Genomic DNA, 14,478 nt, shown 5'->3' on the forward strand with positions numbered 1-14,478 from the left:
TTGTACCCATTAATCCGTAACAGTGCGGTTCCAAGCGACATGTCTGCCGGTGTCTTGGCTCAATTTCCGGCTCTCCTGAAGACGAACTATTCAGTATGATTTTATTACGCTAAATCGAGCAGCTTCGAATTAATTTAACGGGCAATTCGTTTTAAGCAGAATTATAGGCATTAAATTTCTTCGGGCTAAGCCGATTCCAGAAAACTATTTAACATCCAAATAGTCTTTTGATGCACTTGAATACGGACAATCATGAGGTCCTCCGTCTGATTATCTCCGGATTCACCTGCAAGATCCCGGGCTTCAATGAGGTGATTAACCAAGGCTTGGTTCGCGGACGCAAGGTGCTGGACCATCGCGTTTGCCGAGGCGTTCTCTTCGATTTCTTCCATTCCCGCAATATTTGCCAAATTTCTTAGGCCACCGGGAGCCAGTGCCCCTAAGGCCCGGATGCGTTCAGCGATTTCATCTATAGCCGTAAACAACTCGGTGTACTGCATCTCGAATGCGCCGTGCAATGAAAAGAAAGAAGGTCCGCGGACATTCCAATGACATATGTGAGTTTGCGCTAAAACAGCATAGCTGTCGGCAACCACCTGGCGTAAGGCGCTCACAACGGTGGAAGGCTCAGCGTTCAATTGATTTTCTACTGTGTTACTCATGAGCGCGATCATTACCGAAATTACTTCGGGTGCAATTCATTACAGACAGTATAAGTTCTTCAAAAGATCTTCGCTCACTTTTCAAGACAGTATGATTCACGGGAAACAAGAGGATTAAAGGAGCAAAGATCCTAATCAGCGCTATGCTTCAATGAACCCAAAACAGAAATCAAATAAGCCTTGAACACTCTTGCACCAATTTATTCACGCGAAACAGCGTTCATCGCTTGCAATTCGTTTAAAAGCGATACGATGTGAATGACTTTGCTCGAACACCGAGCTGCTCATGTATTACATACTCAGCCTGTTTAGTGCGCTGTCCTTTCTCGTTTACGCGATAGGATGCCTTTTTAGTAGCCATATGTTATTGGAATTCAATCGGTACGGTTTCGCCAAATATCGAATTGCCATAGGCCTGCTTCAGCTGTTGGGAGTAACTGGTCTGCTTATTGGATTTATTATCCCGTTAATCGGAGCACTCGCGGCGGGCGGACTCGCTCTTCATATGCTGTGTGCTGTTGGCATACGGATCAAGATAGGAGACAGCGTCCTTCGGACTTCACCCGCATTTTTCTACCTGGCACTTAACGCTAGTCTCGTCATATCATACCTACGCACTTAATTGGATGTAGATCAGTAACAGAGTGAGAACAAGAACGCCTGCGGCGGGAAGGGATTTCATGGCTGGATCTTTCACCTTCACATGCATGATTATCGCCCCGAGCATTAAAATAGCCAAAACGATCGCCGCTGGAAGCACTAATAAAGGTAAGGCTATGCCTATTAACAAAGCAAGTGCGGCGCTGATCTTAATTGCGCCTACCACCCAGACAGACGAATCAGGCAAGCCATAGACGGAAAACTCTTCTTTGATATCCGAGGCCTCACCGCCTCGGTAAGGGGTCTTTTTCTTAAAGCGAAGAAGCCAAACATTTAATATACCTAGTCCGACGATAAGCTGACAAATGGTCTGTAAAATCTCCATGGTAATTAAAGTAACATCGGTTTAAATTTTTATTGTTAGCGATCTCTTCGACAATGGCCAGAGTGAAAGTGCCCCGAAAGCATCTATATCTTTGCCCAGCCACCAAAGGCGTTGTGACCCGACAATTCCTATACCCCTATATGCCTATATCTCTATATACCTATAAGTGAAGCTTATTCAGGCACCGGCCACTGCTGAGGCACCCGCACAAAGTCTGTTAGATCGAAGTTTCTATTTTCAAGTTCCTGAACGAGTTCTGCGTACCGTGTTTCCGTAATATCCGGAGAACGAGACATGAGCCAAGCCATCTTCAGGTTCGGATGACCGACCAGAGTACCCGTGTAGTCGGGATCCACATACAGTATCAAATAAGGCGCCGAAATCACGGTGAAAAACCGCATTCTCCACTCGGCATTGGTTTCCGTATTCACCACTTTACCTACAGGATTGTACGTTTTCAATGAGCCATCAAAGCTTCCTTTGCGAAACTGATAAGTGGTAAGAATCCGACCTTTGTCATCGAGCTCATAACTCTCCGTTGCATTATGGGCATTTCGGTCCAGTGCAGTGGGCGTGTAACCGTGAACATACCAGGTCCCCATAAAACGGTCGATATCCACATGCGCTGCCATTTCAGGCAGATTTTCATAGGTTTTACAGCCAGTAAATATTTGCGCGATACTCATAAAAAGTACGATTAAAAATGCTTTATAAGTGTTCATAAAAAATGTTGGTAAATTCTTTGCCTTAAGAGTGAACAGGAACCGCGGGCCAGAGGGGCCCATCCATAGGACCTACCCAGCGACGGTCTTTCGAAGAGACATTATGATTGCTTCAACAGAGCCCGACTCAACTTTTTCGTGTTTGGGTGATCGCCCAACCAGATTGAAAAATAGATCTCAGCGAAACGCTCACCAGGTATGGTCACCTTTTCTTCGCCATTGTATAAAAGCGTCGTTCCAAGGGAAGGCTTATAGATAAGTGTGTACTCATCCCCTTTGCCCACATCGAGGTAAACGGAGTTGATCAAACCCAGAGACTGTTCGATTTCAGCAAGCTGCTCAGCCGTATAAAGATCATTCAGAATCTCATCCGCACTACCTATCAGCTTCTCTTTCTTGAAATTCCGATCGTATCTCAAACGCAACGCCAATGGGATTGCTCCAGGATAGTCTTCGAGGCCATGCCCTTCTCCCAGATATAGACTTGCAGAGAGCAGTTTAAAGAACCCCAACAACTTAATTGAGCTGGAATTTGCCTGTACATAATTCGTGTCGTTGGCAGTGAAGGTCTCCGGAAACGCTGGCTCAGCGGACAAGGGAGCACTCATTAAAATAATGAGTCCGAAAACGAGAAAAGAGAGGCTTTGTTTCATAAATTTAAAAGGCCTTGGGTTTGAGCTGGATCACACTCAACTTATCGAGCAACCAGATTAAAGGATAGAGCATATCGCATTCAAACCAGCGAGTGGCAAAGTTCGCTCGGTTTGGATATTGGTGATGATTATTCTGAAAGGTTTCTCCCATAAACAGAAGATCCCAAGGGAAGGTGTTTTTTGAGTTATCCCCGGTATCGTGCGTGACGTAGCCATACTTGTGACCACACCAATTTATAAATGCTCCATGGAAAGGACCGATCACTATCTGAATGGGCAGCAGAAGGTAGAACCAGGCAGATGGAGCAAAGGCAACGTAAACCGCCGTGTAGGCCGCTACAAAAAGAAGACGAATCAGAATACTGTTACCCAATCGATCAACAAACCCCCAGACAGGCATATTTGCGACAAACGAATCAGGCGCCTTGCGAATCCCACGCTGGTATTCCATGTAGATGATTTTTGTCTGCCACATCATAGAAAATACATCTCTAAAGAAGAGCGGCGAATGAGGATCCTCCTCCGTGTCACTATGCATATGATGAGCTAGATGAAGTTGTGCATACGACTTGGGATGCAGAAAAGAGGACCCTTGAGCGACAAAGGTCAGCAAGTAAAAGAAGCGCTCCCAGAATAAGCTCATTTTAAACATTCCATGAGCCATATATCTGTGAAGAAAAAAGCTCTGAGAAAATGCGCTGAGATACCAATGCACAAAAAAGAATGTCAGAATAACGAACATAGGAAAATTGTGCTATTGATCAGGACTGAAGTTGTTTCCTGAATACGTAATGAGAAACACCCCACTCACTACCCCTCTTGTAACCAAATAATTCTGAGCAAGCCAGGAAGAAGAGGCGCCAACGCCACATCCAAGTTTTCGTATCTTTCTTTCCATAGCATTCATTGAAAATCTCGCGAATACTCTCTTCGTTTTCGTCAAATTTCTCGAGCCAGGCATCGAGCGTTTTTTGGTAATGCTCACCACTTAATCTCCAGGAACCGGCTACCCGTAGATGCTTGTCGAATTGGGCCAACAAATTGTGCGAAGGCATGACACCTCCGGTGAAGAAGTATTGAGCCATCCATTCGGATTCATCCTCGGCATTGTAAGTATAAGCAAAATCTTTGTGCGTGAATATGTGAACAAACATCAGGCCATCCTCGTGCAACCAAGAGGAAATTCGTTCCAGCAGGTGCTCGTAGTTACGCATGTGCTCGAACATCTCGACCGATACAATTCGATCGAAGGTTCCCCCCGGGTTAAAGCTGTTCATGTCAGCGGTGCGAACTTCCAGATTGCGAATGCCCTTCTCCTCGATTTGACCTCTTATAAAATCCCCCTGTGGCTTTGAATTGGACACACAGACAAATTGAGATCCGGGAAAGCGCTGAGCGGCCCAAAGAGAAAATGATCCCCAGCCGCACCCCAGATCCAAAACCTTCTGACCATCGGCTAATTGCGCCCTTTGCGACAAAAGCTCCAAGGCATCTTTTTCGGACTGATCGAGTGATTCACATTTAGGCGACCAGATGGAACTGCTATATTTAAGATGGCTTCCGAGTACCGTTTTAAAAAACTCTGGAGGAAGTTCGTAGTGCTGCTCGTTAGCTTTGTCGGTGTCCTCTGCTATAGGTTTTTCGGATAAAACATCGACGATCGAATCCTGCGCCTCTTTGGCGACAGAGGATTCGTAATTAAGTTTTTTTGCCAGACGCTTGCGAATACCGAAGCGAATTAGCCAATAAGGTAAGCGGCCATTTTCGGCCCATGCGATTGGATTGATCATATTAATAAGTGTGCTTGATAGATGTCTATGAAAACCAAGAAATCAGAGAGCTGGCTTCCTTGAGATAAGGGCGATAGCTATCACCACGTGAAATGAGCGATTATTTTTCGATAGGAGGAATTCCAGTAAAGACCCAACCAGTCGATCGCCACTATTGAAATCATTTCCATTAGGACGCTGCTTGGACGGTTAACTCTTGAGATTCAGTTTGATGAGAAGCGCGTTCAAATTGATAGGTGCTAATATCGGGCTTGCCGAACACGAGCTGAACTACATTTACATGCCTCTCCAGAAAACCTGCTTCACAATAAGATAGATAGAACTTCCACCGTCTCTCAAAAGATTCACTCGAGGTTTCTAAAGTGGATTCACTTACGGTACTCTGAAACTTATCTCTCCAATAGGACAGAGTTCGCGCATAGTGCAAACCGAATGACTCCATGTGGTAAAGATCCCATCCCACCTTCTTTTTAGCAATTGAGTCGGTGATGCTATCAATAGAAGGCAAATGGCCGCCTGGAAAAATATACTTCCTTATCCAGTCAACTTTGTGGGTATAGGCATCATAATTCGAGTTCGGGCAGGTGATGACTTGGTAGGCCGCTAAACCTTCAGGCGACAGAAGCTTGTTACACTGATCGAAGTAGGCACCCAAGAAACTATGACCAACAGCCTCGAGCATCTCGATCGATACAATACGATCATACACGCCAGTCAGAGTACGGTAATCCTGGAATTTAACATCGATGTAATCTTCGAGCTTTTGTTCGTGAACTCTTTGAACTGCAAATTGGTACTGCTCTTTGGAAATAGTGGTTGTGGTTATCTTGCATCCATACTCCCGGGCAGCGTGGATTGCAAAGCCTCCCCAGCCGGTACCAATCTCAAGTAGATGGTGATGGCTTTGCAGATTGATCTTCCTGCAGATGCGATCGTATTTCTCACTCTGAGCATCCTCCAACTTTTGCCCCTCATGAGCAAAGAATGCCGATGAATAAGTCATACTGGGATCAAGGAAACTTTCATAGAAAGCGTTACCCAAATCATAGTGAAAACTTATATTCTCACGACTGTTATCAATAGAATTCCGATTACGGAAATGCCCGAAGCGCTCTAGAAGCAGAAGCGCCGACTGAGCTAGCTTTGCGAATACAGGAGATGTAGAGCCCTTGAAGCACGGTTGGTTTGCAAGCAACCAACGAATGAACGCGGTGAGATTATCAGATTCCCATTTCTTCTGTTCGAAGCTCTCACCCAGGCCTATGTCATTCTTCAGAACAAGATCCTTGAAAAAGGTCTCGTCTAGCACTTGCACACTGGCATCAGATTCGCCGGACTGCGAACCGAACATGCGAATTTCGCCATTGGGCAAGGTCATTTCCAGGCAACCAAGCTGGGCCTTGGTGAATGTTTTTAGAATGAGGTTTTTGTATAAGTTATTCATCGGAATCTCAGAAATAGTATTTGGGTTATTAGTGTTTCAGATAAGGCCGTATGCCCGTCTGCAACTCGGGATCGTTTGCCTTGGCTCGAACGGGGATTTTTTTAAGAAATAGCTTTAATGCCTCCCAATGAATTCCCCAAACAATAGATAAAGTGATAAACGGAAATAGCAGGGTATATTTTAACAGGTTAAGATTACTTAACACTTTTTTTTGACCCACCAGGGAGCTAAAGAAATAAATCCCTTGATCATCGGATTCATTAATGGAAACAGAGAGGTCCTCACCGGGAGTCTTTAAGTTAAAATGCAAGCGAGTATCCAGATCGCTGAATGGAGAGATGTAGAAATGCTTGTCTTGAGCATCTATGTATCGATCACCTTTGAGCTTATCTCTTTTGAGGAGATACATCTTCTGTTCCTTGAAGGTATTTGCCACTTCAGAAACCAGACAAAGCGGCTGACCGTCTTTGTCCTCAACAAAGTAAAATGAAACCGGATTAAACACATGCCCCCAGGTTCTTAGATGAGTAAGCAGGGTTATTCGACCAGCAGGCTCACTGACCCCATTTTCACTGAGAAAAGCCTCCATATTCTCACGCGGTGATGTTCGGCCTTGGCTAAAGTGATCTGAGTCACGGTAGGTGTAGATGTTGAAACGATTACGGCTCATCAACCAGAACTTAGCAGGGAGAGAATCCAACTCATCCAGATCCAGCATAAACATGAATATACGGTAGCGAAAGCTATGCTTCTTCGGCCGTTTCCTCGAATGACTGATTCTACAATTATACAGACAAGACTTCATGTTTCTTATCCCTCATTTTGATAGACCTAACAGCACCAATAGCCGAGGTCAGCGCATCCTCGTGGAAGCCGTTTTCGAAATAACTACCCGCAAAGAGCACATTCTCTTCCAGGTTTAACTTATAAAGCTCATTTTGCGCCCGGACAGCGGCTACATTAAAAATCGGATGGGTATAGTCATCCTCCCAATGCACCTTAGATGCATCCAAATCCCCTTCATAATCTACACTCACGAAATAATTCTGATTCTCGGAAACATGCTGCAGACTATTCATCCAATAATGCGTAGATGAATGGCGTATACCACCGGATTCAGGCGAGGTCCTGAAATTCCATGAGGCCCATGCAGATTTGCTTTTCGGCATGACCGTATCATCGCTGTGAAGCACCACATGGTTTTTGTTATAAACAAAGTTAGAAAGTAAACGGTTCTGCAACTCCGAAGGACCTTCCAGCATTTGAAGAGCCTGGTCCGCATGCGTTGCGATGATCACAAAATCATACCCTTCTTCACCACCGTGCTCATCCCTTACCAATACAGTCTCGTCGGAAGCAGATGCTACACTGACAGCCGACCTATTAGTGTGCACACAATCGGGAAGCGCATCCAAAATCTTTTTCTTATATTCATTACTACCACCAACAACGGTTCGCCATTCCAACTGAATCCCAATTCCCAGAAGCTGGTGATTGTCTAAAAATCGAAGAAGAGAGAGTGCCGGATAATCCAGCATTTTACCGGGAGGCGTTGACCAGATAGCCGCAGTCATCGGCAGCAGATAGTCTTCAGCCAACGCTTCGTCGAGTGAATACAAGTCAAGAAACTCGCCCAAAGTGACTCGGATGTCCGCAGATATACTAAGAAAGTCTTTAGCAGAACTGAAGAACTTTTTGATCTGCTTGAGCAAGCTCCAATGAGCTGGGTCAAAGAGCCGTCTGGATTGGGCGAAGTAGGTCTTAAACCCAGTGCATGCATACTCAAGACCTCTGGATAAATTCTGAACGCCAAAGGACATGGACGTTTCCATCGTATCTACCCCAAGCTCACTGAATAGCTTTACCAGATTAGGATAGGTATGCTCATTGTAGACCATGAACCCGGTATCAACCGGGACTCGAGAGGAGCTCTCATTAACATAAACCGTGTTCGTATGACCACCAGCGTAGGTGTTTTTCTCATACACCGTAAGATCGTACTGGTCTTTTAAGTACCAAGCACTCCCCATACCGGCTATACCGGATCCAATAATGGCGATCCGTTTTTTCATCCGCTAGAGCCCTCTTTCTTTCGGAGGCAATGGCATTCCTTCCGCTTCACAAAGATACATGAGCGCTTCCTCTACGCGCCGTCGCGCCATCGAGACCTCGTAACCGAGATGTCTGTGCACTTCCGAATCCGCTGGAGTGTCTACCTCACAGCCATGACAATAGTCCTCGAACGCTAATAAGCTAGATACCAGCGCAGCCATGTGATTTGGACACTCACACTTCAGCTTTGGCGTGGCGTTGGCAAGGGAGATCAATTGATTTTGGGTGAAGAGTCTCTCAGCGTCCTTCTGGTGCTCTGGATTTGTCATCTCAATATCCTTAGGCACTCTTTTTTGACCCGCCGCCTTGAAAAGATATAACTCGAGCTGCTCATTAGGAACTGGCAGGCGGATAAGGAAAAATCCTTCGTCACCGAGTCTCCGCAGCTGCTCGCGGGAAAGAAAATCATAAAACAAAACAAAAGGCACATCGGGCCATCTTCCTGTCACCATTCCGACAATTCGATTCAGGCCTTCAATAGAAGGAGGCGCCTCCATAGCAATCAGATCAGGACGGTTCGAGTCACTAATATCTTCTAGGCTATTGAGATCTATTAGCTGTCTATTAATACGAGTTGACATCCGGCTAAGGCGTTCATAAGACGTATCCTCAAATACGTTAACCTGGAGGATCTTTGACGGATTAAACGTGTCACCTGAAGACACGGGACTATCAAAATCTGTCATGCGAACCCGCAGCTCTTGGACGCTCAACGTGGCTATGGCGCTGATAGAATCTCCGGCGGATGTAAGCTTGGCGAATAGAATCAGTCGCTCAAGTTGCTGTTTATTATATTGGCGCCTACCAGTCGTAGAACGGTGTGCCGCCTGGATAAATCCACGCCTTTCCCATGTACGAATGGTATGGGGTGATATACCAGAAATCTTGGCAACAGCACCTACTTCGTAATAAACGCTGTCTATATTTGATGTATTAGAAGTCATAATTTTTGTATCTCTCCCAATTGATACCTCATTCGAAGTGATTTAGAACTAATTTAACGCACGTTATACTACATTTTGTTGTTCATATATTGTTCTAATATATCCATAACTATATAATAAATACTTCAATGACATATCAAAACTATGACAAAAGCTAGGTAAATTTCTATATAAGCCTATCCAAGCTATAAAATCGAAGGCCGCTCGAAGAAACCCGGAATCACTCAAAATGATTCCCAGGTTACCCTATTAAGTACGAATTGACTAAAAAGCAGGCCTAAGCGATTCCCATAAAAATGCGCCTACGCGCAGAAATGGGGGAAATGTTCCAGTTCAAGTAAAACCCTGTATGAAAGGCGAAGGTGGCTTATCGCCTTTCTTAAATCTGCTGGAATTAGAGTCGTTTATTCGTGAGCCGCGTTTTCTTCCTCACGAAGCGTATTCAGGATATCATCTATAACCACATCATCCTCCAATCGATGTTGAGGGAAAGGAGTGGTCTTTTTTTCCTCAGGGCGTCGGATTTTTATCTTAACCGCATTGGTCTTTTTACTGCCGTCATCATTTAGTTTATGGATCATAAATGCTTCCTCTTGAGCTTGGTATGATCGGAAGACGCGTTTTGTAAAATTTTAATACCCCATAAGTTACTTAATTATAAGCAGTTATAGATTTCATTAAGATCCTTAAAGGTTGCTACTAGTGCAACAAATAGACAGGCCAAAAACCGCATTCCCTCAGCTAATAGCTCCTTCAAACTTTCCCGGAAAACAGGGTGCGTGTGCGAAGGCCTTCTTCTAAATCTTAGGCAATAACTGGAAATATCAAACAAGGGCCATACCCCAGTCGGGCAAATAGATTATAAAATTAACTAATCTATTCCGTACCATAATAGGCTCTTATGCTTTCCATATCGGCGTGAGCAATTGGCAATTCCGACCATACTAAGTAAACCGGTCAGTATAACGAAACATTGTTAGTGAACCGTCGCAAATTTTTTTATCTCTAGCAGGTGGAACCGCCCTTGGATGGACCGGATGGAGATCTGCATCCACTGGGTCAGCTCCTAAGGCAAGGAACAAGGTGATGTACATGGAACGACTATCAATCAGCCACTCGCTGGCCCACGGGATTTCATCAAAGCGCAAATAGTAGAGACTGACCCAATATGCACCCTTCAGAATAGCCAAGCTTCCCAGCCCGCCCAGAAGGAAGTAGATGAAAATCTCCACATAGATCTGACGAGAGAGACGCAACACCGATGCACCCATGGCCTTACGCATCGCAAGCTCCTGCAAACGCGAGTACCCTTTCACCAGAATCATACCCCCGACATTCAAACAGCCAATAACCAAGACCACAAAAGCCACCCACTGAATGGATTTAAAGGCCATCTCGATCTGCCCCATATCCTGTAAGATCGCGCGGTTTATGACCACAGAGCTAAAGACCGCACCCGTGCGTTCCTGATCATCCCGATCCTCAGGATGAACCTCCATGAAAGCCTCAAACACAGCCCTCAGGTTTTGGTTCACCTGCTCGATGGTTATACCCGGCTTCAGTTTTCCGATGGCATTGTGCGAATGATTGTTCCGTTGATTGGGCTTTACTTCATAGGGCTTAAACAGACGTGGGATAAATCCATCCGCCGGAGTAATCCCCAGGAAAAAGCTACGAGAAACAACGCCTATGATTTCATAGGATTGATTATCAAAAAGCAGACTCTGACCCAGCAGATTGGCATCCTCGCCCCCCAGCTCATTCCATAGAGTCTCATTTAAGACAATCACACGACCACCTGTTTTTTCTGCCTCTTCATCGGTAAAAAACCGACCCGCAATTGGACGTGCACCCGTCGCTTTCCAAATACCGGAAGTGATGGCATCGGTTGATATCCGCCTCACTACGCCACCTAGATCCAGGTCGAACTGGTGCTGATCATCAAAGAATCCTATATCGGAAAAAGAGGTCGCGTGTTCCTCTATAAATTTCCAATGCGGAATCGAAATATTTCCAACGCTGTCACCAGACAATTTAGTCTCCGACTTTCCAACCATAACGATACGTTCGTCGTCTACATAGTCGTAGGGCGTTGAAACCAGCTTAACGACAAAGTTGTAGGCCGTAGTGTTTGAGCCCATACAGATGGCCAACGTCACAACGATAATCGCGGCATGCAACTTATGCTTGCCAATTTGCCTGCTGGCATAGCGCATATCCTGTAACAAATCATCAAGTATGCGCACGCCCCAACTCGCCTGGCAGTCTTCCTTCAAGGACTCGACGTTGCCAAATTTCTTCAGCGCAGCCTTTCGAGCCTCCTCACGAGACATCCCCTCTTCTACCATCTCATCGTTCATGAACTCAAGATGCTGCTCCATCTCAGCATCAAATTCATCCTGCATGGTGTCCCGACGAAACAGGGCCAGGAACCAGTTCTTAATCTCTCTGAATGATCGAAAGCTCATTTACACTTTTCTAGTTGTAGGAGCGGCTTGTTATTCTTCGCTCCGCTTGTTGAGGTGTCGTCTCTGCGCTCCTCGGTAATGCCGCGATCCCTTTGTGACTCTCTATGCAATCGCGGCATACAGCCGCTCCTACAGTTTTCAAAATACAATTCTTTGTATTTCATCTGCACAGGCCTCTTGTTAGGCTTTTTCGAGAACCAGGTTAACCGCCATAGATACATTCATCCAATGAGCCTTCTCTTCCTCCAACTGCTTCTCACCATCCTTGGTCAGCGCATACATCTTGATTGGCTTCTTCGTCTCACCCGTCTGCCAGTCTGATTGAATGAAGGACTTCTTCTCCAGCCGATGGAGGGCCGGATAAAGCGACCCTTGCTGCACGGTTAACACATCGTGGCTAATCTGCTGAATACGGCGAGCGATGCCGTACCCATGAATCGGGCCGGCCGAAATTACTCGTAAAATCAATAGGTCCAAAGTCCCCAACAATACGTCTTTTTTTCCTTCTCTTGGCATAGTAGTAAGCTATCTATGTATTTAGACAGCTTACTAAGTCAACTACATACGTTATCCACTCTACATAAATTTCGATTTGCCAGCTATTGTGGAGATCCACCATCCTCAAAGAATGCTAAGAATCGTTACTTTTTTCACCCTACTCTTCTCATTTACCACAAGCCTTATGGCGGCCGACAAAATCAAGGTCATGCATCTGAATGGGCAATCCAACAAGTATCACTCCTGGAAAGGCTTGGGTGATGCTATTAATCAGCATTTGGAGAGCGCCGGCATCTTTGATGTAGATGTCGTAACATCCCCTGCTGGCGGAGAAAACCTTAGCAAGTTTTCACCCAAGTTCAGTGACTACGATGTAATCGTCTTAAACTATGATGGAGACGAATGGTCCGAGAAGACCAAGAAAGCTTTTGTGAAATACGTCCGTAACGGCGGCGGCGTGGTTACGGTTCACGGAGCCAATAACTCTTTTGCTTACTGGCCTGAGTATAATGAAATTATCGGCTTGGGTGGCTGGGGAGGACCGACGCTCTACGATCCCCCACTCTATCAAGGCGAAGCGGATAAACAAAAAAGCCGCAATGAAGATTGGGGCCCTCGCGTTTACTGGGATGGTTGTGGAGCCGTTCACGACGATCAACCCGGTAGCACCAAGCACCCGCCCAAGCACGACTTTATCATTACCAACCGGACTCCTGATCACCCCATCATGAGAGGACTCCCAGAAATGTGGCTGCAATCCCACGATGAGGTTTACTCCGACCTGCGCGGCCCTGGCAAAAACCTCACCATCCTGGCTACTGCCTACGCCGACCAGAAACTTAAGAATGCATCACCCTACAACGAACCGATGCTCTTCACCGTATCCTACGGCAAGGGTCGCGTTTTCCAAACGACCCTCGGACATGTGGGTGCCAAGGATGATGCCACCGTGCCATCCGTCAGGAATGTCGGTTTCATAACGACCCTTCAACGCGGCGTCGAATGGGCCGCAACTGGAGACGTAAAGCAGGCTATGCCTGAAGATTTCCCGACCGCTTACGAGGCGACTGTGCGCTAGCTACTGGTTCTTACTCAGCTTGTGGACATACCCGAAGCCTGCAATAAGGCCTCCTGGGTAATCAGGTCATGTTGATAGGTCCAATCGAGGGACTTCTCACCACGAATCACTTTGGCCAGGTCTTCAAACTCGCCATCGTAGCGACCGTCTTTTCCAAGGGCGACTTGCTGCTCTCCCTTTTTGTAACGACCTCTCGGTTCATCGAGGTAGAGGGTTAGATTACCGGACTCCAGCTGTTGAATTTCAATAACACCTTTATCACCGGCGATCTGAAACCGACGACGGGGAAAACCAAAGGGATCCATGTGATTGATGCGAACCGTGGCGATAGTGTTCCCGAACGTAAGAACTGCCAACTGATTATCGGCCACCCCATCCGGTTGAGTTGCGCGGTTGTGAGCAGTAACCGACTGAGGCTTCCCAAGCATATGAACAATCGAATCAATCATGTGGCCGCCCAGCTCGAACATGCCGCCGCCGGAAAATCGTCCGATGTCTCGGCGTATTCCCTCATTGGCCAGCTTGCCCATCATACAATCGATCTCCATGATGTTGCCGAGCCAACCATCACGAACCGCCTTATACATAAATTGAAAGGCGCGGTTATAGCGTAGCATGTAGCCCATCTGAATTATGAGTCCGGACACCTTGGCTTTCATAAGAAGGTGTTTAAACTCCGGCAATGAATCTCCACCCGGTTTATCGAGGTGAATATTTACCCCTGTATCGATGCAGCGATGAGCCGTGGCAACAAGGTCAGGTACATCCGTCTCAACGGCTACCACTTGTAAACCCGGGAAGTTTAGCAATTGCTCCTCAGTCATCCAATTGACGCCAAGGTAAGTCTTGTCGTTCGCCAGTTCACGCCTTCGAGCCACATCCGGTTCAACCACACCTACCAATTCGTAGGTTTCGGGCTGGTTGCGAATGGCTTTCATCTTACCCGATGCATGACCATGCTGAGTTCCAATTTGGCCGATCTTAATCTCTGAATTTGGATCCGCAGAATAACCTGAGATAGAAGATGCAAGTAAGGCTGCACTTGAGGAAACTATAAAGGAGCGTCGATTCATAGCGATAAACCATAGTGGAGCACATCAATCGAACGCGCAAGCAATGAAG

The 14,478-nt window shown here is 46.2% G+C and carries 16 protein-coding genes; 2 read left to right on the forward strand and 14 right to left on the reverse strand.

Going from position 1 to position 14,478, the window contains the following annotated elements:
* Positions 1 to 185 precede the first annotated feature (185 nt).
* Positions 186 to 662, reverse strand: coding sequence for a DNA starvation/stationary phase protection protein (locus GA003_16895; GenBank protein QXD27671.1), 477 nt, complete (start codon positions 660 to 662; stop codon positions 186 to 188).
* Between the two features lie 286 nt (positions 663 to 948).
* Here GA003_16895 and GA003_16900 point away from each other — a divergent pair, with 286 nt between their 5' ends.
* The gene (locus tag GA003_16900) at positions 949 to 1,284 is read left to right on the forward strand and encodes a DoxX family protein (protein QXD27672.1); all 336 of its coding nucleotides are present in this window, start codon (positions 949 to 951) and stop codon (positions 1,282 to 1,284) included.
* Here GA003_16900 and GA003_16905 read toward each other — a convergent pair.
* The 12 genes from GA003_16905 to GA003_16960 all read right to left on the reverse strand — a co-directional run bounded on the left by GA003_16905 (position 1,273) and on the right by GA003_16960 (position 12,296).
* A complete protein-coding gene (locus GA003_16905) occupies positions 1,273 to 1,647 on the reverse strand; it encodes a DoxX family protein (GenBank protein QXD27673.1) in 375 nt (124 codons plus the stop codon). The two genes, GA003_16900 and GA003_16905, sit on opposite strands and share 12 nt — an antisense overlap.
* Positions 1,648 to 1,820: 173 nt before the next feature.
* Positions 1,821 to 2,333, reverse strand: a complete 513-nt coding sequence (locus tag GA003_16910) for a lipocalin family protein (protein ID QXD27674.1) — start codon at positions 2,331 to 2,333, stop codon at positions 1,821 to 1,823.
* Positions 2,334 to 2,470: 137 nt separating this feature from the next.
* A complete protein-coding gene (locus tag GA003_16915; protein ID QXD27675.1) occupies positions 2,471 to 3,022 on the reverse strand; it encodes a chalcone isomerase family protein in 552 nt (183 codons plus the stop codon).
* Between the two features lie 4 nt (positions 3,023 to 3,026).
* Complete coding sequence (locus GA003_16920; protein QXD27676.1) at positions 3,027 to 3,764, reverse strand: fatty acid desaturase; 738 nt, start codon at positions 3,762 to 3,764, stop codon at positions 3,027 to 3,029.
* A gap of 19 nt (positions 3,765 to 3,783) precedes the next feature.
* Positions 3,784 to 4,812 carry a cyclopropane-fatty-acyl-phospholipid synthase family protein gene (locus tag GA003_16925; GenBank protein ID QXD27677.1) on the reverse strand — a complete coding sequence of 343 codons (1,029 nt, stop codon included), beginning with the start codon at positions 4,810 to 4,812 and terminating at the stop codon, positions 3,784 to 3,786.
* A 169-nt stretch (positions 4,813 to 4,981) separates the two neighbouring features.
* Entirely contained in the window at positions 4,982 to 6,256 is a 1,275-nt protein-coding gene (locus GA003_16930; GenBank protein QXD27678.1) for a cyclopropane-fatty-acyl-phospholipid synthase family protein, read from the reverse strand.
* 28 nt (positions 6,257 to 6,284) lie between these two features.
* Positions 6,285 to 7,061 (reverse strand): DUF1365 domain-containing protein, encoded by a 777-nt coding sequence (locus GA003_16935; GenBank protein QXD27679.1) that lies wholly within the window; start codon positions 7,059 to 7,061, stop codon positions 6,285 to 6,287.
* Positions 7,042 to 8,328, reverse strand: a complete 1,287-nt coding sequence (locus GA003_16940) for an FAD-dependent oxidoreductase (GenBank protein ID QXD27680.1) — start codon at positions 8,326 to 8,328, stop codon at positions 7,042 to 7,044. The genes GA003_16935 and GA003_16940 overlap by 20 nt, the downstream gene beginning before the upstream one ends.
* 3 nt (positions 8,329 to 8,331) lie before the next feature.
* Positions 8,332 to 9,312, reverse strand: a complete 981-nt coding sequence (locus GA003_16945; GenBank protein QXD27681.1) for a MerR family transcriptional regulator — start codon at positions 9,310 to 9,312, stop codon at positions 8,332 to 8,334.
* A gap of 404 nt (positions 9,313 to 9,716) precedes the next feature.
* A complete protein-coding gene (locus tag GA003_16950) occupies positions 9,717 to 9,893 on the reverse strand; it encodes a hypothetical protein (protein ID QXD27682.1) in 177 nt (58 codons plus the stop codon).
* 363 nt (positions 9,894 to 10,256) lie between these two features.
* Positions 10,257 to 11,780, reverse strand: a complete 1,524-nt coding sequence (locus GA003_16955; GenBank protein QXD27683.1) for an ABC transporter permease — start codon at positions 11,778 to 11,780, stop codon at positions 10,257 to 10,259.
* A 180-nt stretch (positions 11,781 to 11,960) separates the two neighbouring features.
* Positions 11,961 to 12,296: a PadR family transcriptional regulator gene (locus GA003_16960; GenBank protein ID QXD27684.1), complete on the reverse strand. Its 336-nt coding sequence runs from the start codon at positions 12,294 to 12,296 to the stop codon at positions 11,961 to 11,963.
* Between the two features lie 112 nt (positions 12,297 to 12,408).
* On the opposite strand from GA003_16960, the gene GA003_16965 reads away from it, so the two are divergent.
* Entirely contained in the window at positions 12,409 to 13,356 is a 948-nt protein-coding gene (locus tag GA003_16965) for a ThuA domain-containing protein (GenBank protein QXD27685.1), read from the forward strand.
* A gap of 14 nt (positions 13,357 to 13,370) precedes the next feature.
* Here the strand turns inward: GA003_16965 and GA003_16970 are convergent, their stop codons facing one another.
* On the reverse strand, positions 13,371 to 14,429 hold the full coding sequence (locus GA003_16970; protein QXD27686.1) for a Gfo/Idh/MocA family oxidoreductase: 1,059 nt from the start codon (positions 14,427 to 14,429) through the stop codon (positions 13,371 to 13,373).
* Positions 14,430 to 14,478: the final 49 nt, after the last annotated feature.

It is taken from the genome of Opitutia bacterium ISCC 52 (genome assembly GCA_014529675.2).
Lineage (GTDB): Bacteria > Verrucomicrobiota > Verrucomicrobiia > Opitutales > UBA2995 > UBA2995.